19 protein-coding genes, 2 tRNA genes and 1 pseudogene are annotated in these 25,058 nt (G+C 38.4%); 11 read left to right on the top strand and 11 right to left on the bottom strand.

Going from position 1 to position 25,058, the window contains the following annotated elements; genetic code table 11:
* Positions 1 to 50: 50 nt before the first annotated feature.
* From BACCOP_RS18515 to BACCOP_RS18505, 3 genes are all read right to left on the bottom strand, one after another.
* On the bottom strand, positions 51 to 1,544 hold the full coding sequence (locus BACCOP_RS18515) for a RagB/SusD family nutrient uptake outer membrane protein (protein ID WP_007571838.1): 1,494 nt from the start codon (positions 1,542 to 1,544) through the stop codon (positions 51 to 53).
* A 21-nt stretch (positions 1,545 to 1,565) separates the two neighbouring features.
* Positions 1,566 to 4,637 carry a SusC/RagA family TonB-linked outer membrane protein gene (locus tag BACCOP_RS18510; protein WP_007571836.1) on the bottom strand — a complete coding sequence of 1,024 codons (3,072 nt, stop codon included), beginning with the start codon at positions 4,635 to 4,637 and terminating at the stop codon, positions 1,566 to 1,568.
* Positions 4,638 to 4,824: 187 nt separating this feature from the next.
* On the bottom strand, positions 4,825 to 5,982 hold the full coding sequence (locus BACCOP_RS18505) for a site-specific integrase (RefSeq protein WP_007571834.1): 1,158 nt from the start codon (positions 5,980 to 5,982) through the stop codon (positions 4,825 to 4,827).
* A 437-nt stretch (positions 5,983 to 6,419) separates the two neighbouring features.
* Here BACCOP_RS18505 and BACCOP_RS18500 point away from each other — a divergent pair, with 437 nt between their 5' ends.
* From BACCOP_RS18500 to BACCOP_RS18460, 9 genes are all read left to right on the top strand, one after another.
* On the top strand, positions 6,420 to 9,617 hold the full coding sequence (locus BACCOP_RS18500; protein WP_007571832.1) for a SusC/RagA family TonB-linked outer membrane protein: 3,198 nt from the start codon (positions 6,420 to 6,422) through the stop codon (positions 9,615 to 9,617).
* A 21-nt stretch (positions 9,618 to 9,638) separates the two neighbouring features.
* Positions 9,639 to 11,135, top strand: coding sequence for a SusD/RagB family nutrient-binding outer membrane lipoprotein (locus BACCOP_RS18495; protein WP_007571830.1), 1,497 nt, complete (start codon positions 9,639 to 9,641; stop codon positions 11,133 to 11,135).
* A 21-nt stretch (positions 11,136 to 11,156) separates the two neighbouring features.
* Positions 11,157 to 11,843 carry a BT_2262 family domain-containing protein gene (locus tag BACCOP_RS18490; protein ID WP_007571829.1) on the top strand — a complete coding sequence of 229 codons (687 nt, stop codon included), beginning with the start codon at positions 11,157 to 11,159 and terminating at the stop codon, positions 11,841 to 11,843.
* A gap of 13 nt (positions 11,844 to 11,856) precedes the next feature.
* On the top strand, positions 11,857 to 12,354 hold the full coding sequence (locus BACCOP_RS18485) for a lipid-binding protein (protein WP_007571827.1): 498 nt from the start codon (positions 11,857 to 11,859) through the stop codon (positions 12,352 to 12,354).
* A gap of 223 nt (positions 12,355 to 12,577) precedes the next feature.
* Complete coding sequence (locus BACCOP_RS18480) at positions 12,578 to 13,030, top strand: lipocalin family protein (protein ID WP_007565234.1); 453 nt, start codon at positions 12,578 to 12,580, stop codon at positions 13,028 to 13,030.
* A 121-nt stretch (positions 13,031 to 13,151) separates the two neighbouring features.
* On the top strand, positions 13,152 to 14,111 hold the full coding sequence (locus tag BACCOP_RS18475; protein ID WP_007571825.1) for an SPFH domain-containing protein: 960 nt from the start codon (positions 13,152 to 13,154) through the stop codon (positions 14,109 to 14,111).
* A 15-nt stretch (positions 14,112 to 14,126) separates the two neighbouring features.
* Positions 14,127 to 14,318 (top strand): type II toxin-antitoxin system antitoxin, encoded by a 192-nt coding sequence (locus tag BACCOP_RS18470; protein WP_007571823.1) that lies wholly within the window; start codon positions 14,127 to 14,129, stop codon positions 14,316 to 14,318.
* 1 nt (position 14,319) lies between these two features.
* A complete protein-coding gene (locus BACCOP_RS18465; RefSeq protein WP_007571821.1) occupies positions 14,320 to 14,679 on the top strand; it encodes a hypothetical protein in 360 nt (119 codons plus the stop codon).
* A 92-nt stretch (positions 14,680 to 14,771) separates the two neighbouring features.
* Entirely contained in the window at positions 14,772 to 15,935 is a 1,164-nt protein-coding gene (locus BACCOP_RS18460; protein ID WP_007565393.1) for an IS4 family transposase, read from the top strand.
* 27 nt (positions 15,936 to 15,962) lie between these two features.
* On the opposite strand, the pseudogene BACCOP_RS18455 reads toward BACCOP_RS18460, so the two are convergent.
* Together BACCOP_RS18455 and ppdK are read right to left on the bottom strand one after the other, a co-directional pair.
* A pseudogene (locus tag BACCOP_RS18455) lies at positions 15,963 to 16,724 on the bottom strand (phage integrase SAM-like domain-containing protein); the annotation flags it as partial.
* Between the two features lie 201 nt (positions 16,725 to 16,925).
* A complete protein-coding gene (gene ppdK / locus BACCOP_RS18450) occupies positions 16,926 to 19,649 on the bottom strand; it encodes a pyruvate, phosphate dikinase (RefSeq protein ID WP_007571819.1) in 2,724 nt (907 codons plus the stop codon).
* Between the two features lie 236 nt (positions 19,650 to 19,885).
* On the opposite strand from ppdK, the gene rlmD reads away from it, so the two are divergent.
* Together rlmD and BACCOP_RS18440 are read left to right on the top strand one after the other, a co-directional pair.
* A complete protein-coding gene (rlmD, locus tag BACCOP_RS18445) occupies positions 19,886 to 21,304 on the top strand; it encodes a 23S rRNA (uracil(1939)-C(5))-methyltransferase RlmD (RefSeq protein WP_040312262.1) in 1,419 nt (472 codons plus the stop codon).
* 19 nt (positions 21,305 to 21,323) lie between these two features.
* Entirely contained in the window at positions 21,324 to 22,247 is a 924-nt protein-coding gene (locus BACCOP_RS18440) for an RluA family pseudouridine synthase (protein ID WP_007571815.1), read from the top strand.
* Positions 22,248 to 22,311: 64 nt separating this feature from the next.
* Here the strand turns inward: BACCOP_RS18440 and BACCOP_RS18435 are convergent, their stop codons facing one another.
* The 6 genes from BACCOP_RS18435 to BACCOP_RS18410 all read right to left on the bottom strand — a co-directional run bounded on the left by BACCOP_RS18435 (position 22,312) and on the right by BACCOP_RS18410 (position 25,045).
* Positions 22,312 to 22,806 carry a 3'-5' exonuclease gene (locus tag BACCOP_RS18435; protein WP_007571813.1) on the bottom strand — a complete coding sequence of 165 codons (495 nt, stop codon included), beginning with the start codon at positions 22,804 to 22,806 and terminating at the stop codon, positions 22,312 to 22,314.
* 13 nt (positions 22,807 to 22,819) lie between these two features.
* On the bottom strand, positions 22,820 to 23,218 hold the full coding sequence (locus tag BACCOP_RS18430; protein WP_007571812.1) for a hypothetical protein: 399 nt from the start codon (positions 23,216 to 23,218) through the stop codon (positions 22,820 to 22,822).
* Positions 23,219 to 23,223: 5 nt separating this feature from the next.
* Positions 23,224 to 23,883 carry a carbohydrate-binding family 9-like protein gene (locus BACCOP_RS18425; RefSeq protein WP_007571810.1) on the bottom strand — a complete coding sequence of 220 codons (660 nt, stop codon included), beginning with the start codon at positions 23,881 to 23,883 and terminating at the stop codon, positions 23,224 to 23,226.
* Positions 23,884 to 23,963: 80 nt separating this feature from the next.
* A tRNA-Pro gene (locus tag BACCOP_RS18420) sits at positions 23,964 to 24,038 on the bottom strand.
* Between the two features lie 42 nt (positions 24,039 to 24,080).
* Positions 24,081 to 24,155 (bottom strand) — tRNA-Pro (locus tag BACCOP_RS18415).
* 260 nt (positions 24,156 to 24,415) lie between these two features.
* Positions 24,416 to 25,045 carry an HAD family hydrolase gene (locus BACCOP_RS18410; RefSeq protein WP_007571808.1) on the bottom strand — a complete coding sequence of 210 codons (630 nt, stop codon included), beginning with the start codon at positions 25,043 to 25,045 and terminating at the stop codon, positions 24,416 to 24,418.
* Positions 25,046 to 25,058 lie beyond the last annotated feature (13 nt).

Genomic DNA, 25,058 nt, shown 5'->3' with positions numbered 1-25,058 from the left:
AGTTTAATGCCAATGACGGGGTTCTAAAATATCAGTGCTTATGCTTTAACTTAATCATCCAAATTCGGATTATTTATAATCTCTTTTTCTGGAATTTTAAATGTCAAGCGTTCATCTTTATAATCATAAGTTTGTCCAGGAAGCATAGCATCTTCTGCACAACGAGTAATACTCTTCTGGAAACGCTTCATTGTAAGCAATCCACGTCCTTCAGCCCATAATTCCAAACGCCAGTTAAAGTAAATTTCATCCAAAAGCCCTTCTTTACCCATCTGTTCTACTTTTGCGGCTGCTTCTGTATCACGCTCATCCAATAAAGCTTTCAAAGAAATTTTCGCATCAGAAAGATTATTCTCTCGTGCATTAGCTTCTGCATTTATCAAATACATTTCAGCGACACGCATATATACTTCATCGTCATACCATTCTCTGTTTCCTAAGATACGCTTGCTGTTATAGAATTTCCACCAGTTTGTCAATTCATATTGTTCTCCCTTTTCATCTGTTTCAGTAAACCATTTTTTACGAACATCTGTATCCGGTATAGAATTATACAAATTAGTATCAATCAATTTTTCACCGCCGGCATACGCATAGCTATATGTAAACAAGTCCATATGTCCCCAGAATGTAGGCAGAGCCGGAGAGTTACTTGTTGTCAGATCAATAGCCCACATCCATCCAGGAATAGAAACAGAACTAAATCCTGAATTGATAACTTCCGTTCTATTCATCAAGGTAAACTCTTTCGAATCAATCACCTCTTGAGTCAATCGAGCCGCTTCTCCATTTTCACCCATCATAAGATAAGCATAAGCCAGCATACCTTTTGCTACCGCCTGATTAATCTGGTCCTTTTGTCCTGAAGGACGTTCATATCCTTCAAGCATAGGAATAGCATCTGTCAAATCTTTAACAATCAGTTTATAAACTTCTTCTACACTTGATTTCTTTGCAGCTTCCGAAGTTAATTGAGTACGATAAATAGGTATTGCTAAAGCTGTTTTATCTTCCTGATAAGGACGGGCATATAAGTTTACCAAGTTAAAATAAGAATGCGCTCTCAAAGCTTTGGCTTGTGCAAAATACACACCATTTTCTCCAGTAGGTTTCGCTTCATCACCTCCAGCAGCATCAATAATTTCATTGGCAGCTTTGATAAGACGATAATAATATCTCCAGAATTGATAAGAGAACTGAGATGCTGTACGAGTTGAACAAGTCAAATCACCAGCATATTCAAACCAGCCATATCCTTTCATCATAATGACCATATCTCCACTCATCAAGTCTGTTGCTATATCAACAGCTTTCTGTCCGAAGTCATCATGACCTTTTACATCACCTGTAGACATTGCAAATGTTGTAGAATAAGTACCTAATGCTTGTCCCATCAATATATTGGTATTCCATTTAGCCACTTCTTCCAAATCACCAGATGTGATATAATCCGAAGGACTTTTTTCCAAAAATGAATCTGAACATCCACTGTTTAGAAGCATCAAACTTAAAGCAGCAACCGGAATGTATTTATTTAATTTCATAAATTTCTGATTTTATTTTAGTTAAAACTGAACTTTAATACCTCCCATAATTGTACTCAATGGGCTGTATTGGCTTCTGCCTGATTCTCCTGAGTCATTATTATTATCATTGTTGACCGTATCTCTACTACCTGAAGAAGCATTAGCCACATAACCTTTACGAGCCGAAAGGAAGAACAAGTTGTCTCCAGATACATATACGCTCAGACCTCCCAGGTGCAGTTTAGAAGTAATGCTTTGTGGGAAAGTATATCCCAAACGAAGATTAGACAGGTTCAGATAAGAACGGCTAGTCAAGAAACGTGTTGAAGTTGCATTAGCATAACTAGTACCGTCATCCCCTCCACCATAGTTATTGGTAAGTCGAGGAACATCTGTAATATCACCAGGCTGCTGCCAACGGTTTTCAATATCTTTATGCCAATTATGCTTTCCAGCCCCATCATTATGCATTAATTCCTGATAATTATAATCGTAACCATATCCTCCCAAGCTATATGAGAATGTCGCATTCAAAGTAAATCCTTTTGCATATAAATCAAAACCAAAACCACCTTGTAAAGCAGGTATTGCTGATTTATCAACAAATTTCTTAGTAGCTTGACTCCAGTCGCTTGTCTGCTCTACTTCCAGTTTATTGATGGTTTTAGTTGATTTATAAGTTTCCATATCTGTAATCAACTCTTTAGTACCATCAGGCAATACATTATAATACTGATTATACATAGCGTATCCGGTCTGAGGATCTACACCTGCATATTCACGCATGTAGAAATCATACAAAGAATGTCCTTTTGCCCATCCATAGTAAGTGCTTAATTCCAAAGCCTTCTCTTTACCTGTAGTTTCATCAATAGGCATCTTAGTCATTTCATTCTTATAATATCCACCATTAACACGGAAATCGAATTTATAATCTTTCTTATTCAAAAGATGTGCAGTCAAAGAAAATTCTACACCCTGATTTACCAGCTCTCCATCATTAACAGGATAAGAAGCATATCCCAAAGAAGGAGCTACCTGCTTCATAAACAACATATCAGTTGTCTTTTTATGGAAATATTCAACTTCACCTTCAAGTATACCAGCAATATCAAATTCAATACCAGTATTAATAGTAGAACTTCTTTCCCAAGTTAAATCAGGATTACCTTTATAAACAAAGCTGAAAGTATAATTATCGTTCAAGTTGTTAATCTGATACAAATCTTCATATGGATAGTATCCAGCGACAACAGGACTTGTTATAAAATCCTGATTACCAAGAACACCCCAGCTCAATTTATATTTCAAATTCTTCAACCATTTGATATCTTTCATAAATTCTTCGTTAGTAATAGCCCATGCAGTTCCAATAGATCCAAATGTTCCCCACTTATGACCTTTAGCAAAACGTGAACTACCATCAGCACGAAGTGTTCCGTGAATAAAATATTTATTATCCCAGTCATAACGCAACTGACCAAAATAACTTTCAATCGCATAACCATAAGTATACGATTCCATATAATCCATTATAACAGCATTACTCCATTCTGTATTATCCGGACGAACCATTTTTGATTTAGCACCATATGATACGTTGGTTGTACTATTTGTTGATTCATGAGCAACAAAAGCTTCAAAATTATTTCTTCCAAAACTTTGAGTCCATGATAAAATCTGGTTAGCAGTAAAGTTCAAATAATTCACCTGAGTTTTCACAATTTGTCCTTTACCAGCACTATCACCATAATATGGATTTGTCAATTCGTTTTCAGCCTGACCATAATACTGCAAACCAACATTAGCAGTTGCTTTGAAGTGTTTCAAGAAACGAGCCTCAAATGAAGCATTACCATTAAACTGGTGTGTCTTGATTTCATCTTTATCCAAAAGCAATGCACCAGCAGGATTAATACCAGCAGCAAACGGACGGCTATAACCGGCATTCATACCATAATCGTATTTATTTCCTCCAATGCTTGTATCTTGTACAATATTTCCGTTTTCATCACGTTCAAAAACAGGGAACAATGAAGGCATACCGTTTATAAACTGGAAACCATTGTTCATATTACTATCAGACTGTCCCGGCTTATTGGTAATCATATATGCATACGATAATGATGTTGTAGCTTTCAACCAAGGGGCAATCTGATTACTCATATTGTTACGAACATTGAATCGTTCGTAATCCGAAGAAATATAATATCCTTCATCCTTCAGATAACTAAAAGCTGTATAATGGGTCATTTTCTCGTTACCACCTGAGATTTTAAGGCTAGCATCAAATTTCTGACCTGTTCTAAACAAATAATCCTCCCATTTTTCCGGAGTATATTTACGTGTAATGCCACTATAAAAACGTCCTGTAGAAGGATCAATCAACTTGTCACCATCTGCGTTCCACATATTATATATAGGAGCAATACCATTTTGTCCTCCGAACAACTGTTGTGAAGCCCATGTTGCAGCTGTAGCACGATCATACCCACCAGCAACTTCTGCATAACCACGTAAACTTTCCCAAGTAAGCTCTGTAAATCTTTCCGGACTATCAATTACATCATAAAGCGGAGTCAAACGCATGTTTGCACCATATTTAACTTCAGCATCAACACGTGTTTTACCTGCTTCACCTTTTTTAGTAGTAATCAAGACTACACCATTTGCAGCACGAGATCCATACAATGCAGTAGCAGTAGCATCTTTCAAAACTGTCATAGAAGCAATATCACTTGGATCGATACCACTTAAATCAGCTTCAAAAGGAATACCATCTACAACATACAACGGAGAACGGCTAGAATATGCTGAACCTAAACCACGAATACGGATACTAGCATTACTTCCAGGTTGTCCAGAAGTAGACATCACTTGTACTCCGGCAACTTCTCCAGCCAATGCTTTAGATAGTTCAGTCGGATTCTTCAACGAGATTTGCTCTCCACCAATTTCAGTAGCTGAACCTGTAAAAGAACGTTTGGTAGCTCCTCCATAAGCAACAACCATAACTTCATCCAATTGTTCTGAATCTGAACGAAGTACGACCTTAACAGTAGGCTTGATAGTTACTTCTTGGCTTTCCAGACCAATGAACGAAACAACCAAAGTTTTTGCCGGACTAAACTAATAGGCAGTTTTGGGAAAACTGATACATAATAAAAACAGTTTCATGTAGATTCTGATAATATATCTAGATGCAATGTGTACTTTTGTCTAATGGAATACTTTGATTTTCTACCTATTTGTTGTTAGGTTAATTCTTCTATTATACATTCTACATTTACCTGTTTAATCAAAACTTGCATTTTTTTAGTTCCTTGATTATCGTTTGCGGTAGTACTTCACCATAAACTTGGGTTGTTTTTATATTACGATGTCCTAATAGTTTTTGCACGGTAGAAAGCTGTACACCTTTATATATTAATAAGGTAGCATTCGTATGACGTGCTGTATGGAAAGAAAAATGTTTTGTTATTCCTGCTAGTTTTCCTATACGAATTAATTCTTTATTAACCGAAGCGTTAGGCTTTATATGAAAAAATTCTTCTATATCTGGATAATGATATAAAATGCGGATAGCTTTTCCCTGAAATAAATAGCCAAGGGGAAGTTGAGTGACAGTTCCTGTTTTTTGTGATTTGAAAACCAGCCATAATTCTTTATCAGTTTGAATAAGATTTTGTTTTTTCATACTTATAAAATCAGAATAACGTAAGCCTGTATAGCAGCAAAATAAGAATGCGTCGAGAGTATGGCGAAGTGTATTCTTCTTTCTGGAAAGATTGATATGTTCTAACTTATCCAATTCTTCTGGTAATAAGTATGTATGGTGGCTTTCTGTTGTTTTTATCTTATATTCTGTAAAAGGTGAATCTTCTTTAGCTATAATTCCTTGACGGACAGCTTCATTTATAATCGTTCTTATATGTCGTAAATGTTTTGCGATGGTATTTATTCCTAATTTTTTGTTCTTCATAAATTGCTCGAATGATAATAAAAGTTTGTAATCCATCTGTTTAAAAGTAATCTCATGAGCAAAACTTTCTAATAGGGTAAGTGTGGTATACAAATTATTTTTTGTACTACTGCGTATGGGGGAATTTTCTATCCATTTTCTACCAAAAGAAATTATTTTATTGTCGGAACTTGTTTTTTCTTCCATTTCCTTTAGTAATTCCAAACAAATTTCTTTTCCTTGTTTCCAAGCATTTATCTCACGCATTTGCAAATTCAATATGAATTCTTCTAACATGTAATTTAATTCTTCAGCATGGGGATGGTTGCAAATTATTGATTTACGACTATTCCATTGGTCGGGTTTAATATAAATATGAGTAGAAAAATAAGCTTTTTTCCCTAATAGATAAGCTTCCACTTGAACTAAAGCTTTTCCCTGGCTATCTAACCGTTTTTTGCGGTTATAAACTATGCGATACTTAATCTTTTTCATTTTCAACTATTATGTGAAAGTATTATATCTTTATCTTAAATAATCTTTATTGCGTTTATATATACAATTAGTGAATATATATGCATTGATGGTCTAAAAAAACATATAGGTCTCTTTACAAAAATAGACTTAGAAATTGAATATTAACCATCGCTTTTTTTAGAAAAACGTAATAATAACAAAGAAATTATTGTCATTTTCTATATTTTGTTTTTTTCTTATATAGCTTTTAATAATGACAAAGTGAAATGCTTTAGAGTTGAAAATAGAAGCATTTTGGTGTAAAAAACGTGGTGTAAGTGTTAAAATAAAAGGTTTATATTGAGTTTTTTCTATCGAAAAGTATACAGTTATTACATTTTTAACTATTTTTGCGACCGAGAAATATAACTAATGAAAAATTATTAATTCAAAGTTAAACTTTAAGAGAGAATCTTATGAAAAGAAAATTGATGCTTTTAATGACCTTCCTGATGATAGGTATAGGTCTGGTAAACGCGCAAGTTTCAAAGGTTACTGGTACAGTCACCTCTGAAGAAGACGGTTTGCCGGTTGTTGGAGCGTCTGTCTTAGTTAAAGGTACTACTGTAGGTACTGTAACAGACATCGACGGTAACTTTACAATCAACAATGTGCCTAGTCCGGCAAAAACTTTGGTTGTTTCGTTCATTGGTCTGGAAAGCCAAGAAGTAACTATCAAGCCTACTGTTAAGGTTGTACTTCGTTCAGATGCAGAACAATTGGATGAAGTTGTTGTAACAGCAATGGGTATAAAAAGATCGGAAAAAGCATTAGGCTATTCCGCTACTTCGGTAAACGGTGAAAAGATTTCTGCAAGCCGTACTTCAGATGTAATGTCCAGCCTTGCAGGTAAGGTTGCCGGTGTACAGATTTCTGCCACATCCTCCGACCCAGGAGCATCAAACTCTGTTATCATCCGTGGTGTAAGCTCATTAAGTGGCAGCAACCAACCTTTATATGTTGTTGATGGAGTACCTTTGGACAACTCATCTGTATCTTCTAGCGATGGGTTGAATTCAGGGTTCGACTTTGGTAATGGTGCTAATGCTGTAAATCCAGATGACGTAGAAAACATGACTATCCTGAAAGGAGCTGCTGCTACAGCCTTGTACGGTAGCCGTGCAGCCAATGGTGTAGTAATGATTACTACAAAAAGCGGTAAAAAAGGTAAAGGATTAGGAATTGAATACAATGGTGGTGTTCAATGGTCTTCTGTTTTACGCATGCCTGAAATGCAGAATGAATTTGGTATGGGATGGAGTGGATCACATACTACGCTAGAAAATGGTTCTTGGGGACCACGTTTTGACGGTTCAATGCAGTTGTATGGTAACGTATATAACAATTCACAAAAGATAAAACCTTATGTCGCTGTAGAAGACAATATGAAAAACTTCTTCGATACAGGTTTCAGATATAATAATAGTTTATCTTTCAACGGAGCTACAGATAAAAGTACCTACTTTGTATCATTCTCACAAATCAGTGATGATGGTATTATTCCTACAGATGCAGACTCATATAATAAGTATACTTTCTCTGGAAGAGGTAGTCATAAAATTGGTAATCTGACATTTAGTACTTCTTTGAACTATGCATATCAGGATAATAAGTTTGCAACAACAGGTCAGGGACTGTCAATGGCTAATTCTCTATGGCAGACTCCACGAGATATTAATGTAGAAAGCCTAGCCGATTTGAATGATCCATTCAATACTCCGGGATATTATTATACTCCTTACGGCGTTATGAACCCTTATTATATATTGGAACATAATTTAAACACTTATAATTCTGAACGTTTTTATGGTAAGTTCCAATTAGATTATGATTTTTTGAAATACTTTAAGTTTACATATCGTATGGGTTTGGATTCTACAACAGGACAAACTGAATATGGAACAGAAAATCTGTACGCGTTATATTATGAAGGAACTCCTAATGGAGAAGGTATGGGAGCAAGTAGCCCGTTTGCCGGTCAATACGGAGAATATAGCATCATGACGACTCGCCGTCGTGAAATCAACCAAGACTTCTTGTTATCTTTTGACATGCCAATCAACGATTTTCATGTAAATGCATTGGTCGGATTCAATGGAAACGAACGTAAATACTCTTATCAAAAATCAGCAGTAAACAACCTGACCATTCCTACTTGGTTCAATCTGTCAAACTCATCACAAACTCCAACTGTAACTCAATATAGCGAACTCCGCCGTTTAATGGGTGTATTCGGACAGTTTGAAGGTTCATGGAAAAACATGTTGTATTTAACAGTAACAGCTCGTAACGACTGGTCATCTACCTTACCTAAAGGAAATCGTGATTTCTTCTATCCTGGTGTTACTGGTAGTTTCATTTTCAGCGAACTTTTAAATGACGAAATAAAAGACATCATTACTTTCGGTAAAGTACGTGCCAGCTGGGGTAAAACAGGTAACGATGCTGATGTATATATGTTAAGCCCAGTATACGGTTCAGCTCAATATTCCATTCCATTTGGTTATCTGAAGTTCCCATTAGGTGGAGTAAACTCTTATACATTAGGAAATATTTTAGGAAGTAATACTTTAAGTCCAGAAATGACAACCGAATACGAATTCGGATTAAATATGGCTTTCTTCAATAATCGTCTTTCTTTCGACGCTGCTTATTACAATCGTAATTCTGATAAACAGATCATGTCTTTAAGCATGGATCCAGCAACAGGATATGGTTCTCAAAATATCAACTTAGGTAAGATCAGCAATAAAGGTGTCGAATTATTAGTAAGCGGAACTCCTATCCAAACTAGAGATTTCAGTTGGGATGTTACAGTAAACTTTACCAAAAACTGGAGTAAAGTTGTAAGCTTACCAGAAGAACTGGGAGGTGAAACAGTTATATATGGATTGAACGGTAGTACTAGTATGTATGCAATTGTAGGACAACCATTAGGTGTATTCAAAGCCGAAGCTGTAGAACGTGATCCGCAAGGCAGAATCGTAGCTGATGCCAATACAGGTCTGCCAGTTGCAGCAGCAGAATTTGCTACTTACGGTGATATGAATAACCGTTATCAGATGGGTGTTTCTACTACACTTACTTACAAAGGTGTATCATTAAGTGCTGATTTTGATATTCGTCAAGGTGGTATCATGTATTCAAAGACAAAGAATACTCTTTACTTCACAGGTAATGCAATACAAACAGCATACAACGACCGTAATACATTCATTATTCCCAACTCTGTAAATAAGGTTACTAATGCTGATGGCAGCATCAGTTATGTAGAAAATACAACACCTGTTTCAAGCGCAGATATCTGTAACTACTATTACGACCCTATGGGAGGTATCGGTGGAGAAATCGATTTAATAGACAAATCATATGTTAAGTTGCGTACTGTTGTGTTAAGCTGGGATTTACCAAAAAAATGGTTAGCTAAAACTCCGCTACAAGGGGTTCGTATTTCAGCATACGGAAATAATCTCTTTATCTGGACACCATCAAGCAACACATTTATCGACCCAGAAACAACATCATTTGGTAACGACCTGTCAGGTAATTACGGTGAATACTCTTCAAACCCAACTTCACGTAACTTCGGTATCAACTTAAATGTGAAATTCTAACGATTAAAAAGAAGTTTATATATGAAAAAATTAGCATTATATACCTTATTAATGGCAAGTTTATGCACAAGCTGTGACCTTGACATTAATGAAAATCCCAACTACCCAAGCAATGAGCAAATGACGCCAGACTTGATTTTTCCTTCTGTTGAAGCAGGTATTGCAGCTGCTGTAGGAGGAGAAATTCATAACTATGCGGGTTATTTTGCACAGTATTATGAACAGAATCCAGAACAAAGCCAATACATAGAAATCAGTCAGTATATGTTCAATGAGTCTTCACAGCTGATGGACTATTCATACCGCATTATTTATGCAGGGGCACTGATGGATGCTCAAGAAGTTCTAGAAAAAAGTACAAACCCTGCTGACCGTTTTGCTACAACAGTATTGCGTGCATATGTCTTACAGGTAATGGTCGACAATACTAACGAAGCTCCATATAGTGAAGCGTTAAAAGGTAACTCAGTCAGCAATCCGAAATGGGATAACGGAGAAGATGTATACAAAGGTGTATTGGCAGAAATGGATGCAGCAGAAGCAGCTTTGACAGATAATGCATCTATGGATAGCCAAGATCTGATTTTTAACCGTGATATGAAACAATGGAAAGGATTGGCTAACGCATTACGCTTACGTATGTATCTGCGCTTCATAGATGCAGGAGTAGATGCTGCTACCTATACTGAAAAAGTAAAAACTTTAGTAGCAGAAAATAATTTCTTTACTGGTGATGCTGCATTTACAGGTTTCGCAGACGAAACATCAAAACGTAATCCATGGTATGAAACGAATGCAGTAAATACACCGGGTAACCAGTGTGCAGCTTATCCGATCGTAGCTTACTATCAGGCAAATAATGACCCACGTATAGCTTACGCTATCAATAAAAACAAAAAAGAAGGCAAATATTTAGGACAGATTCCGGGTGGTAGAACAAAATCTGATGACAACAACGGTTCGGATACTTGGAAGAATGAAAATGTAAGTGCCATCAATTATCAACATTCTGACGGAAACGGAGCAACTCAGCCATTCTATCTGTTTACTCAAGCAGAACTTCAGTTCCTTATCGCAGAAGTTAATTTACGTTTCCTGAATGATGAAGGAAAAGCTCAAAATGCTTATAATGCTGGAGTTACAGCCGATTTTGAAGCACGTAGTATGAGTGGTCAAGAAGCAGGAATTTTGGCATTATGGGACAATGCTACCTCAACAAACGATAAACTTCATTTAGTATACATGCAAAAGTGGGCAGCTTTATTCTGTATGGATCATATGGAAGCATGGAGTGAAATACGCCGTACCGATTGTCCGAATATTACTACTGTTTCTCAGTTAGATATTTTTAAAGGTAACTCAAGTTATGTTCCGGGTGATTTAATAGAGCCATGGATCAACGGTCTTGGTAATGGACTGGTAAAACGTATGACATACCCATTGAGTGCACGTATGTATAATGTAAACACTCCCAAAGCAGTACCAGTAAGTACTCCTGTATGGTGGGACAAGAACTAATAACTTAAATGTTTTATAGAAATGAAAAAAATATTTTATTACATACTCATGGGAGCATTCTTATTGGGAACTGCCACCTCATGTGAAGACTCAGTAGAAGACCTTTCTAAGGTAACATATTTTGCAGAATTAAACTTGAAAGGAGATGATTTTGTAAAACTATCATTAGGTGAAACTTATACAGAGCCTGGATATGAAGCAACCGAAAACGGGGAAGATATCAGTGAAAAGGTAAAGGTCACTGGTAGTGTAGACAGCTCAACACCTGGATTTTATAACTTAGTTTATTCTGTAGCCAACGTTGATGGATTTTCAGTAACCAAAACTCGTCAAGTAATGGTAGTTAATCCTGATAGTTTTGCAAGTGCATATCAGGGAGAATCACAGGCTGGAACTCGTCACTATACAGGCGCACCCATCTTGATTACAGAAAATGAAGATGGAACTTACCTTATTGATGATTTATTGGGAGGCTTGCAGTTTTATGGAATGAATCCGGGATTTGAGCCAATGTACGATTTCCATGCTGAAGCAAAATTAAAACTGAACGCAGATAATACACTCACTTTAATTAAAGTAGGAAACTGGTATTTTGCTTCAGAACTTGCATTGAGCTTAACAGAAGGAAAATATAATCCAGAAACAGGCGTAGTCACTATGACCGTAGATTATGGAGGAACACCTCTAAGCGTTACACTAACTAAATAATTATTGAAGCTTTATGAAAAAATATATCATATTTTTATTTGCCATATTGGCTGTAGGACTAACTTCTTGTAATGACGATACCGAGCCAGGAGGAACATCTGTTGAAAAGATGGCAGGCGACTGGTGGGTTACTGCCACTGCTATAAGTAACGGACAAGAGCTTGGTGATGTAGGTTTAGGACATTTTCGCATGTACACATACAATACAGCTGCCAATGTATCTACTGAAATGTGGCTAGAAGACGGAGCAAATTTTTGGGATTATAAAGTTAAAGTAAATGTAGACTATAATAACAGAACATTTACAACCAACGACTTCATTGACAATACTTCATACGATTGCAAAGTGAAGATAACTGATGGAAAAATACTCGAAGGAGCAGCCCTTACTCCTAGTGGAATGCCTGCCGACAGTATTGTGTACATGATACAGTTTGATGATGACCCAGACGGACTGACTTATAAAGTTTCAGGATTCCGCCGCACAGGTTTCCCTGCTGATGATTTTTAATTTATTTTGTAAATATAATTAATGAAATTACTCCTGCTGTTTTTCAAAATGGCAGGAGTTTTTTTTATAAAAGGATACCCTGATAATCCTAAATTTACACCTCATATATACAATAAAAATCAATATAGTCATAGAACCATAAAAACTGTATTGTATATCCTCGTAGCTTTATATACTTTTAAAAAATCAAAAATTTAATAAAATTAATCCAATAAAAAAGATTTTGTTTTTAGCAACACTCCTGATCAGTATTTTTTGTTTTTCATCATGTTCTAAAGACGATGAAGCTATCGAAGTAAATCAGTTAGAAGGAGTATGGGGTATGACTGCCGTTAACGGATATTACTATTATGAAGGTGAAAAAATTTCTTATAATGAAAACTTCAATCCTTTTGAACCTACAGATGACTGCGAAAAAATTACTATAGAAAAAACAGACGGTAATAAATACACTGTAACTCACTATGAATACTATAGTGGTACTTGGCGTCGATACGATAGTGAAAACTTCTACCTGGAAGGAAACAATATGATTCCGGAAAGCATGGAGGGAGTCGATGTATCTACCGCAAAAATACTTGAAGCTTCTTCAGACAGACTTGTTATCGAAACAACTGGAGCAGACGAATACGGTAGTTTCTATGATAAATATACATATACACGCATGGCAGAATAATCTGCATTTCAATAAAACAACACGAGAGAGGATGCTAAACAACATCCTCTCTCGTGTTGTTTTATTTATTCTTTATCCATAAATTTGTGATATCAAAATAATATCAATTAAATATGAGTTTATGGAAGCAAAAGAATTAAATTTCAGAGGATTTAAAGCTAACGGATTTCTCATGCTGGCTATGCACCTGTTATTGATCTCAAGCATCATTATTTGCTGCTTTATGCAAATGACAACTCCATTCTTCATATTGGGTGGAGTACTCTTGCTTATCTGGTTTATTTTATTTGGTGGTTATATGCAACTGGAACCTAATGAAGCGCGTATCATGGTCTTTTTCGGGAAATATAAAGGAACTTTCAAAGAAACAGGATTCTTTTGGGTAAATCCTTTCATGAACAAGAAAAAATTATCCTTACGTGCCCGTAACCTTGATGTAGAACCGATCAAGGTAAACGATAAAATAGGAAATCCGATTCTTATCGGTCTGGTACTGGTATGGAAACTGAAAGATACATACAAAGCCATGTTCGAGATTGATTCACAAACTATGGCGAGCGATACAACCTCTTCTGGTAACGGCAAAGAAATCAGTGTTGGAAATGCTGTAGCCAATCGTATGAATGCTTTCGAGAACTTTGTGAAAATACAGAGTGATGCAGCTCTCAGACAAGTAGCCGGACAATATGCCTACGATGACAATGAAGCGGGAACTGATGAACTTACTCTACGTTCGGGAGGAGAAGAAATCAATGAACAACTGGAACAAAAGCTGAACGAACGTCTGGCTATGGCCGGCATTGAAGTCGTAGAGGCACGTATCAATTATCTGGCATATGCACCGGAAATCGCTGCCGTCATGCTACGTCGTCAACAAGCTTCTGCTATTATCAGCGCACGCGAAAAAATCGTAGAAGGAGCCGTATCAATGGTGCACATGGCGCTCGACAAGCTTTCTCAGGAAGATATCGTAGAGCTGGATGAAGATAAAAAAGCTGCTATGGTAAGTAACTTGCTTGTTGTGCTCTGTGCCGACGAAGCCGCCCAGCCGGTTGTGAACACAGGAACGCTGAATCATTAATCAAGAAAACGGCCAATGGCAAAAAAAGAGAATACGACTAAAAGTTTCGTTCTACGTGTAGATGCCGCAACGATGGAAGCTATCGAAAAATGGGCTGCGGATGAATTTCGCAGTACCAACGGGCAACTTCAGTGGATTATCAACGAAGCATTACGCAAAAGCGGAAGATTAAAGAAAACAAAGAAAACTGATACAAAAGAAGAATAATATGTTCACCATCAATTTAGGTCCGTTTTCCGGAAAAAACGCTCCTGAAATACATTATCATCCATCTATCGCAGATAGGATATTGGAAGGTACAGCAGCTCTCTGCTTGCTTTCTGGCATCGGAATAGTATGCTGGAATTATTTCCATACAGACCTCCTCTCCGATTATGGAGTATATGGAATATTCATCAGTATAGTAGTATTTGCTTTATTGTTTGGAGGAGCCTATGCTCCCGTACGTTGTATCAATTTTCCGGTACGCATTGGAAAACATAATGTTGTCAAACAATATATACTGGTCATTAAACTCATACGTATCTTCAATATCTTTTTGACATTAGTGTCCACTAAAAAATCATAGAAGTTCTTTGAAATTATTGAAATTCAATTTGTTATAGGAGATTTTTGGGAGAACGGATTTGAATTTACTTTTGTGGTAATTTTCAGACCGTTATGCATAAAGACCCATATATTTTTGCCCAATTAGTTAAGTTCCTTGACCGAAGTAAATTCAATCGTATCGTTACAAAGTATGAAGGCGATAAGTATATCAAGAGCTATACCTGTTGGAATCAGCTGCTTACGATGATGTTCGGTCAGCTATCCAATCGAGATAGTCTTAGAGATTTGATTGTGGCTATGGAAGCTCATGCTGGAAAACTTTACCATCTCGGAATCGGGAAGTCTGTAACTCGGAGCAATCTTAGTAAGGCTAATGAGCAACGTAACTACCGCATCTTCGAAGAGTACGCAACATTCATGATTGCCGAGGCCCGCAAGCGTAGAATCAATAAAATATTCGAACTTGACGGTCATGTTTATGCATTTGACTCTACAACGATTGATCTGTGCCTGTCAGTGTTTGAATGGGCTAAATTTCGCAAACATAAAGGCGGAATAAAGTTGCATACGCTCTACGATATTGAAGCGGAAGTACCTGCATTTGTGCATATTACACCTGCCAATATTCACGATTCAAAGGCTATGCCTGAGATTCCATATGAATCAGGAGCGCATTATATATTCGACCGAGGGTATAACGATTTCAGCAACCTTAATACAATAAATCGTATAGGTGCTTTCTTCCTTGTACGAGCCAAAACAAATGTACGGATCAAGCCTAAAACCTGGAAACGAAGATTGCCAGAAGGTGTAGTATCGGATGTAATCGGATGCTTTACGGTTTATAAAAGTTCTAAGGATTACCCTGAGGAACTTAGAAAACTCATCATTGAAAATCCTGAAGACGGTACACGATACATCTTCCTGACAAATAATCTTGACGCATCTGCAGAGTTTATATCATCGCTTTATAGAAACAGATGGAGTGTTGAACTGTTCTTCAAATGGATAAAACAACACCTCAGGATTAAGAAGTTCTGGGGAACATCGGAAAACGCTGTACGCATACAAATCTATTGTGCGATAATCACTTACTGCTTAGTAGCAATAGTCCAACACGATATGAAATTAGAACGTAGCGTCTATGAAATTCTCCAAATACTCGGAATCTCTCTGACCGACAAAACACATCTCAGTGACTTGTTTGACAAATCGAATTTCAAAAATGTCAAAGACCGATATGATTCAAGTGAACCGAATTTATTTAATTTTTAACCTTGTCCATTTTTAGTGGACAGTAGTGAGCTCAAATATATCTACAGTGTTTATTCCACCCAGACACAAGGATAGGAGTGCCACATCTCGGCCCAGTTCAGGAAGAGAGGAAATCATTTTGGTTTCCGGTAGGGGACGATTGAAAAACTCTCTACACGCCTCTGCACTGATGGCTCTTTGAACTGTACTGTCAGATTTAGGAATAGATACTTTTAGCCAAGGATTGTATTTTATTCGCATGATACCACGTTCTTCATCGTTCAGCTCTATAAGTGCCCTTTTGAATATCTGTCTTAAACAAGTCGGGTACATTTCTTTCGCCCTGTTCGTCAACGAAAGGCTATTAATCCATCTTGTCAAAACAGAAGATGACAAGTGAGTAAACATCACTCTGGTTGTTCCCAAATATCTTTCAAGGTGGTTTACAGCCAGACGATAGTTCTTAGCATTACGTTCATGTCCTTCAGAGGCCATACGGTTAATGAATTTTGTAGCATAGTCACTAAAGCATACTTCCATATCAGAGTTCATTAAGTATTCTATTAATTCTGTTACAGAGTATCCTGACACATCTTTACGATTTACCAATTCTGTATAACGAAGTATTTCCTGTGCACAATATTTATTTATGACAGCATCCTTAATCTCTCCAGATTTGGATAGCTGTTTGTCAGTAACGAACTTATCAGTCTTAATATACCCTGATTTTGAACGATGAAGTACTCGAATGTACACTTGGTAAAAGCCGTCAGCTCGCTTATACCTTACAATAGTCTTAAATGTTGCCATACCTTATTGATTTACAGTTGTTTTACTTTTGTAAGTTCTTTGTAAGCGTACCCTCTCAGTTTAGTAAGCTATTTGTAAGCAAGTACCGTTTATTTGGCTCATTTTTTGCGGACAAATGCACGAACCGCCTAAAAACAACTTAGGCTGTAATGTCTGATAAACAGTCCGTTACAGCCTAAATCAAATATTATCCTATATTGCTTATGCTTCCTCAATAGCAGCCTGCGCCGCAGCCAAACGAGCGATAGGCACGCGGAATGGAGAGCAACTTACGTAGTTCAGACCAACTTTATGGCAGAACTTAACAGAAGATGGTTCACCTCCATGTTCACCACAGATGCCACATTTCAGATCTGGACGTACTGAACGGCCTTTTTCAACTGCCATTTCTACTAATTGTCCAACACCGTTTTGGTCGAGAACTTGGAATGGGTCTACTTTCAGGATTTTCTTTTCCAGATATACAGGTAAGAAAGAGGCAATATCATCACGTGAATATCCGAATGTCATCTGAGTAAGGTCATTAGTTCCGAATGAGAAATACTCTGCGCGTGAAGCAATTCGGTTGGCTGTAAGGGCAGCACGTGGTATTTCAATCATTGTACCTACCTTGAACGGTACTTCTATGCCTTCTTCTTTGAACAATTCGGCAGCTGTACTGCGAATTACTTTTTCCTGTGCTTCGAATTCATAAAGAATACCGGTCAATGGAACCATGATTTCTGGATGTGGATCGTAACCTTCTTTTTTCAGTTCGCAGGCAGCACCCAAAATAGCACGTGTCTGCATTTCTGTAATTTCCGGATAAGTGTTACCCAGACGGCAACCGCGGTGTCCTAACATTGGGTTGTGTTCGCACAAACTTTCTACACGCTGGCGGATATATTCTACCGTAACGTTCATTGCTTTTGCCATTTCTTCTTGTCCTTTCAGATCATGAGGTACGAATTCATGCAAAGGAGGATCGAGCAGACGTACGTTCACCGGACATCCGTCCATAGCCTTGAAGATACCTTTGAAGTCAGCTTTCTGATAAGGAAGCAGTTTGGCAAGTGCTTTCTTGCGACCTTCTACATCAGGAGCAAGAATCATTTCACGCATGGCAATAATCTTCTGGTTATCGAAGAACATATGTTCTGTACGGCAAAGTCCGATACCAGTAGCACCGAAACTGCGTGCAACCTCTGCGTCTCTTGGAGTATCAGCATTGGTACGTACTTTCAGGCGAGTATACTTATCACAAAGATCCATCAGTTTAGCGAAGTCGCCTGACAGTTCAGCTGCGCGGGTAGGAACTTCTCCTGCATAAACTTCACCGGTACTTCCGTTCAAAGAGATAAAATCACCTTCTTTCAGAACTGTACCGTCTATTTCTACAGTGCGTGCTTTATAGTCTACGTTGATTGCGCCTGCACCTGATACACAGCATTTACCCATGCCTCGTGCTACAACTGCTGCATGAGAAGTCATACCTCCTCGTGCGGTTAAGATACCTTCAGCAGCAGTCATACCGGCAAGGTCTTCAGGAGAAGTTTCAATACGTACCAATACAACACGGTGTCCGTCTGCACGCCATTGTGCAGCATCTTCTGCAAAGAATACAATCTGACCGCATGCTGCTCCCGGAGATGCTGGAAGACCATGAGTTAAAACTTTTGCCTTACGCAGAGCTTCTTTGTCGAATACGGGGTGCAACAGTTCGTCCAGTTTGTTAGGTTCGCAACGTAAAATAGCAGTCTTTTCGTCAATCAGTCCCTGCTGAAGCATTTCCATTGCGATGCGGACCATAGCAGCGCCTGTACGTTTACCATTTCGTGTCTGGAGGAACCAGAGTTTACCTTCTTGAACGGTAAATTCCATGTCTTGCATATCATGGTAGTGGTTTTCCAGTTTTGTCTGTAATGCATCGAGTTCTTTATATATTTCCGGCATAGCTTCTTCCATTGACGGATATTTGCTAGCGCGTTCTTCTTCTGAAATACCCTGTAGGGCAGCCCAGCGTTGAGAACCTATTTTTGTAATTTGCTGAGGAGTACGGATACCTGCTACTACGTCTTCACCTTGTGCATTGATCAGGTATTCGCCGTTGAATAAATCTTCACCAGTTGCAGCATCACGAGAGAAGCAAACTCCGGTAGCTGATGTATCACCCATGTTACCGAATACCATGGCTTGTACGTTGACAGCTGTTCCCCATTCTGCAGGGATACCTTCCATCTTGCGGTAAAGAATGGCACGTTCGTTCATCCATGAATCGAATACTGCGCAGATAGCTCCCCAAAGTTGTTCGTAAGCATTTTCTGGGAAGTCTTGTCCGGTTTGAGCTTTTACAGCAGCTTTGAAGCGTACTACCAGTTCTTGCAGTTCGGCTACTCCCAGTTCGTTATCCAGGCGTACACCTTTTGCTTTCTTTACATCTTCTATGATAGCTTCGAACGGATCGATATCTTCCTTATTTGTTGGTTTCATGCCAAGTACGACATCACCGTACATTTGTATGAAACGTCTGTATGAATCCCATGCAAAGCGTTCGTTACCGGTTTTCTTTGCCAGGCCGACAACAACCTTGTCGTTGAGTCCAAGATTTAAGATTGTATCCATCATTCCTGGCATAGATGCTCTTGCACCAGAACGAACAGAAACAAGTAATGGATTTTCTACATCACCGAATTTAGATTTCATGAGTTCTTCCACTCCGGCGATAGATTTTTCTACATCGTTTTTCAGGAGAGCGACAACATCGTCTTTACCCTTTTCAAAATATTCATTGCAAACTTCTGTTGTAATTGTGAATCCGGGAGGAACAGGAACACCGATTAAGTTCATTTCTGCAAGGTTGGCTCCTTTGCCACCCAAAAGATTTCTCATATCTGCCTTACCTTCAGCATGTCCGTTTCCGAAAGTATAGATTCTTTTCTTTTCCATTTTATTAAAAGGTTTATTAAGGTTTATTTATGTTTTTCTAGTTGTAATGGTTCTTTGTAAAAGAATTTAACGCTCGCAAAACTATATATATTTTATGAATATCCAAATGAAAAGAGAGATTTTTATTGTATGTTTTGTAATATAGACTTTGCAAAATCAACTTCTTTCAAATTCGTGACAGATTATTGGGATTATTTTGTAACTTTGCTCCCAAATCGGATTTATATAAAATAGACGTGGCAAGAAAGAAAAAAGAACTTCCTTTACTGGAAAAAGTAACAATAACAGATGTAGCTGCCGAAGGGAAGGCAGTTGCTAAGGTAAACGATTTGGTTATATTCGTACCTTATGTAGTTCCTGGAGATGTAGTCGATTTACAGATAAAGCGTAAAAAAAATCATTACGCGGAAGCTGTTGCAGTAAAATTTCACGAAAAGTCGTCAATGCGTGCCGAACCGTTTTGCCAGCATTATGGTGTTTGTGGCGGATGTAAGTGGCAGTGTCTTTCTTATCAAGATCAGATTCGTTATAAGCAGAAGCAGGTGTATGATAACCTGACTCGTATCGGAAAGGTGGAGTTACCTGAGTTTATGCCTATTCTTGGCTCAGAGAAAACAATGTTCTATCGTAACAAGCTGGAGTTTACTTTCTCTAATAAACGTTGGCTTACCGAAGAAGAAGTCAAGCAGGATGTGAAGTATGATCAGATGAATGCTGTCGGATTCCATATTCCGGGAGCTTTCGATAAGGTACTTGCTATCGAAAAGTGTTGGTTGCAGGATGATATTTCCAATCAGATCCGTAATGCAATCCGCGATTTTGCTTACGAACATAATTATGAGTTCTTCGATTTGCGCAGTCAGGAAGGTATGCTCCGTAATATGATGGTGCGTACTTCTTCCACAGGAGAACTTATGGTGTTGTTGCAATGTAAGATTACTTCGGATGCGGAACTGGATAAGATGAAAGTGTTGTTGCTGTTTGTTGCAGATAAGTTTCCTCAGATTACTTCATTGCTTTATGTCATCAATAATAAATGCAATGATACTATTGGCGATTTGGATGTCGAAGTATTTAAGGGCAATGACCATATCTTTGAGGAAATGGAAGGGTTGCGCTTTAAGGTCGGTCCGAAATCTTTTTATCAGACAAACTCAGAACAGGCATATAATCTTTATAAAGTAGCTCGCAACTTCGCAGGGCTGACTGGCAACGAACTGGTGTACGACCTTTATACCGGTACGGGTACGATTGCAAACTTTGTTTCCCGCCAGGCAAGGAAGGTTATTGGTATAGAATACGTTCCCGAAGCTATTGAGGATGCAAAAGTTAATTCTCAGATAAACGGTATTGAGAATACACTGTTCTATGCCGGTGATATGAAAGATATCTTGACGCAGGATTTTATCAATGAACATGGTCGTCCGGATGTAATTATTACCGACCCTCCACGTGCGGGTATGCATAACGATGTGATAGATGTAATTCTGTTTGCCGAGCCTAAGCGTATTGTATATGTAAGTTGTAATCCTGCTACTCAGGCACGTGATCTTCAGTTGCTTGATGCTAAATATAAAGTAATGGCCGTACAACCGGTAGATATGTTCCCGCATACGCATCATGTAGAAAATGTGGTATTATTGGAGAAAAGATAAATTATATCAATAAGAAGATATGTCAAGAAGAGATAGAAATACAAGCGGGCGTCCTGTAGCGCGTGCTGCTGCTAAATATACTGTATATAATGTGACGGAACCTGCCGAACTGATGGAGTTTCTGATGAAGAAGATGGCGGGGATAAGTCGCACTCGTGTGAAGGCTTTGCTTACCAATCGTGTTGTACTGGTCGATAATAATATCCAGACATTATATAATTATCCTTTAAAGCCGGGAATGAAGGTGCAGATAAGCCGCGAGAAGAACAAGCATGAGTTCCGTCATCCGATGCTGAAGATCTTGTATGAGGATGCTTATCTGATAGTAGTGGAGAAAAAGGAAGGTCTTCTTTCTGTTGCGACAGATCATCAGAAGGAAAAGACGGCTCAGCATATATTGAATGAGTATGTAAAACGTCAGCATCGCAATAATCGTGTGTTTGTAGTGCATCGGTTAGATCGTGAAACATCGGGTATTATGATGTATGCCAAAGATGAAAAGACACAACATACATTACGTGATAACTGGCATGATATTGTGCGCGATCGCCGTTATGTTTCTATCGTGATGGGAGATATGGAAAAAGATCAGGGTACTGTGGAATCTTGGCTTACCGACCGTAAGTTGTATGTAAGTTCTTCTCCAGTTGATGATGGTGGAAAATATTCGGTTACTCACTACCGTACCATAAAACGCGCTAATGGCTATTCGCTGGTAGAATTGCAGTTGGAAACAGGTCGTAAGAATCAGATTCGTGTACACATGCAGTCACTGGGACATCCGGTCGTAGGGGATGAACGTTATGGCTGTGAAGTGAATCCTTTGGGACGCTTGGCACTCCATGCGTTTAAGCTATGTTTCTATCATCCTGTTACAGGTGAACTGATGGAATTTGAAACTCCATATCCGACTCCTTTTAAAAATTTGATGCTAAGAAAATAACAGGTAGTAAAGATAGAGAGTTCACGCCACCTTGTCAATGTTAGTGACAGGGTGGCGTACTTTTTTATAGGATGTTAATAGCTATTTGCGCACAAGCTTCTGCATCACAAAGCGCATGATGGTGGTGTGATAAATCGTAGCCGCATTTTAGAGCTACTGTTTGTAGCTGATGATTGGGAAGACTTTTTCCGAATGTCCGCCTGGAGGCTCTACAAGTGCAGTGAAATGTATAATCAGGATATTCCATGTTGTATGCTTGAAATGCTGCCTTCAGACACCCTTCATCAAAAGGGCTGTTATGCGCTACTAAGGGTAATCCGGCTATTATAGGATCAATCTCTTTCCATACTTCAGGGAATGTTGGCGCACAGGCTGTGTCTTGAAACGTCAAGCCATGTACCTGTGTGTTCCAGTAGCTATAATAGTTAGGGTAGGGACGTATCAGCCGATATAGCTTTTCGGTAATTTCTCCGTTCCTTACGATAACAATTCCCACACTACATACGCTGGAGCGTTCCTTGTTTGCTGTTTCAAAGTCGATTGCTGCAAAGTCTGTCATAGATTTGTATAGTTTATAGTTTCCCGATTCGTGCACTTATCTGAGCATAAGTGTACAATGCCTCTTCGGGCAGTTTGTAATTGCCAAGTCGGCTTATCTGTCCGGAATAATAGGAAACTATTTCATTGAATCCTTCTTCCCAAGCTTTCTCTTTTGCTTCTGTATCTTTCAGATTTTTGTTTTCAAGCTCATTGAAGAATGTTACTACACTATAGTAATATGCTTCTTTATATAAGGTATAAGCTTCTTCTGTTTTTCCTTCCAGAGCTTTTAACTGTGCTTCTGTTATCTTGCGGTTTTCGGCTTGTGGTTCGTTCAGTTTCTGTCGGATTTTACGCACATCGCCTGTCATCATCCATATTTTGATGATGAGAATTACTTGTACTGCTGTAATGAGAGATATCAGTAGCATTGTTTTTACTTATTTGATTCAAATGTTATTTCTCCGAAGAAATCGGGGCAGTGAAAGCATGGGGAGGGGAGTGCAATAGGACTCCATGATAAAAAATGAGGAGTCTGAAGTTTGTCTCCGCACTTATAAAAATTTGCTTTCATTCTCATTCCGTCAAGTGATGTCAGTGAATGGTGGAAGAAGGCGGATATGGGGATTCTTAAGGCAAGTTGCCATGAACATTCTCCTAAACGCTCTTCAAAGGGAGTTCTTCCTAATGAAGCCCAGCGCGTAACTTGTCCCACAGTTTCCAGTGGAGCGTGTTCCCGGTTACCTGGCTTTCCGTATTCTATCAGTAATGTACCTGCACAGTTACATTCAAAATTATAATATTGGTTGTCTGTTCCGGGCTGTACAAAAAATTCTGCACATGAATCCTCCCATACTCTTCCGTTGTCCTCCGGAGCTGTTGCACGTACACTCTGTTCTGTTATACAATAATGCAATAAAATAGCATTTCCAGTATGAGCTATTCTGAATTTAACGTCAGGGTGATATGGATAGTCTTTCCAGTTGATGCAGTCTATCTGGTGGAATGGTATTTGTTCTATATCAAATATTGTAGGTATCTGTTCTGCCGAAGTAATTGCAGAGTCGTTGACTTTTTTCACTGATAGTGTTTTCATAATAAGCGTAGGATAGAAGTTAATTAATAAAAAAAGGTTGATAATTTAAACGTTTATCTTGTTTAATTATCAACCTTTTGTCGGGGTAGCGGGATTCGAACCCACGACCCCCTGCTCCCAAAGCAGGTGCGCTAACCGGACTGCGCTACACCCCGAGCTTATTTACTCAAAACAGTTATTAAAGATCTTTTTCTTTGTCGGGGTAGCGGGATTCGAACCCACGACCCCCTGCTCCCAAAGCAGGTGCGCTAACCGGACTGCGCTACACCCCGAAGAAGTGCTTTTCTTTAAAAGCGATGCAAAGGTAGTGCTTTAGAATGTAATATGCAAGTGTTTTAGCGTCTTTTTTTTGAAAAAAATGAATCAGAGATTGCCACTTGTTGAGCTTTTAATAGGGTAACAGACTTAATATCTGATTGATACAAGATTTTTTGTTAGCAGGCTACTTAATACAGTTTTTATCTCTGCAAGTATACTAAAACAGAGATTCCAGTATGTAAACCGGAATCTCTGTTTGGATATTTGTTATATTTTACTTCAGTTTAGCGAGTAACAGGCTTAATTCTTTTCGCCAGTCACAGCCATTTTCTGGTTGGAAGGTATGCATACCCAGTTGGCTTGCTATGTTTATGTTCGATTGACCATCGTCTACGAACAAGATTTCTTTCGGTTCTAAGCCGGCATCCGACAGCATGTATTCGAAGATGCGCTGTTCGGGTTTTGTGCAACCTACCTGATAGGAGAGGTATAACTTGTCGAAATACGATGTCAAAGGTTTGCCCTCTGAAGAAAACCGTTCGTTGCATGCCCATCCCATTACGTAAGGATTCGTGTTGCTAAGTACATAGAGCTTGTATCCTTCGCTACGTAACATTTCCAGATATTCCAGCTTCCGTATATCTACACCAGTGATAAAGCCTAGCCATGCTTGCTGTACTTCCTCCCATGACAATGTACGTCCGCATAGTTTTCCCAATTCGTTTCGGTAAGCTTCCTCTGTCAGACTTCCTTCTTCCAGCTCCTGAAAAATGTCGGTCTGATGATACTTGTCGAGGATGCGGTCGGCATCTTTTACACCCAGACGGATGAATGCCTTTACAGCCTGTTCGCGGCTTATATCGGCTATAACTCCGCCAAAATCGAAAACTATATTTTTTATCATTTTCTCTTACAGT

Source organism: Phocaeicola coprocola DSM 17136, from assembly GCF_000154845.1.
Classification (GTDB): domain Bacteria; phylum Bacteroidota; class Bacteroidia; order Bacteroidales; family Bacteroidaceae; genus Phocaeicola; species Phocaeicola coprocola.
The sequence above is the reverse complement of the archived record's forward strand: the minus strand, read 5'-3'. Positions and strand labels throughout refer to the sequence as shown.

Bases quoted from the DNA above. Each gene is read 5' to 3' on its own strand.
- BACCOP_RS18515 (WP_007571838.1), bottom strand. From the start codon at position 1,544: ATGAAATTAAATAAATACATTCCGGTTGCTGCTTTAAGTTTGATGCTT.
- BACCOP_RS18505 (WP_007571834.1), bottom strand. From the start codon at position 5,982: ATGAAAAAGATTAAGTATCGCATAGTTTATAACCGCAAAAAACGGTTA.
- BACCOP_RS18500 (WP_007571832.1), top strand. From the start codon at position 6,420: ATGAAAAGAAAATTGATGCTTTTAATGACCTTCCTGATGATAGGTATA.
- BACCOP_RS18495 (WP_007571830.1), top strand. From the start codon at position 9,639: ATGAAAAAATTAGCATTATATACCTTATTAATGGCAAGTTTATGCACA.
- BACCOP_RS18490 (WP_007571829.1), top strand. From the start codon at position 11,157: ATGAAAAAAATATTTTATTACATACTCATGGGAGCATTCTTATTGGGA.
- BACCOP_RS18485 (WP_007571827.1), top strand. From the start codon at position 11,857: ATGAAAAAATATATCATATTTTTATTTGCCATATTGGCTGTAGGACTA.
- BACCOP_RS18475 (WP_007571825.1), top strand. From the start codon at position 13,152: ATGGAAGCAAAAGAATTAAATTTCAGAGGATTTAAAGCTAACGGATTT.
- BACCOP_RS18470 (WP_007571823.1), top strand. From the start codon at position 14,127: ATGGCAAAAAAAGAGAATACGACTAAAAGTTTCGTTCTACGTGTAGAT.
- BACCOP_RS18465 (WP_007571821.1), top strand. From the start codon at position 14,320: ATGTTCACCATCAATTTAGGTCCGTTTTCCGGAAAAAACGCTCCTGAA.
- BACCOP_RS18460 (WP_007565393.1), top strand. From the start codon at position 14,772: ATGCATAAAGACCCATATATTTTTGCCCAATTAGTTAAGTTCCTTGAC.
- ppdK (WP_007571819.1), bottom strand. From the start codon at position 19,649: ATGGAAAAGAAAAGAATCTATACTTTCGGAAACGGACATGCTGAAGGT.
- BACCOP_RS18440 (WP_007571815.1), top strand. From the start codon at position 21,324: ATGTCAAGAAGAGATAGAAATACAAGCGGGCGTCCTGTAGCGCGTGCT.
- BACCOP_RS18435 (WP_007571813.1), bottom strand. From the start codon at position 22,806: ATGACAGACTTTGCAGCAATCGACTTTGAAACAGCAAACAAGGAACGC.
- BACCOP_RS18430 (WP_007571812.1), bottom strand. From the start codon at position 23,218: ATGCTACTGATATCTCTCATTACAGCAGTACAAGTAATTCTCATCATC.
- BACCOP_RS18425 (WP_007571810.1), bottom strand. From the start codon at position 23,883: ATGAAAACACTATCAGTGAAAAAAGTCAACGACTCTGCAATTACTTCG.
- BACCOP_RS18410 (WP_007571808.1), bottom strand. From the start codon at position 25,045: ATGATAAAAAATATAGTTTTCGATTTTGGCGGAGTTATAGCCGATATA.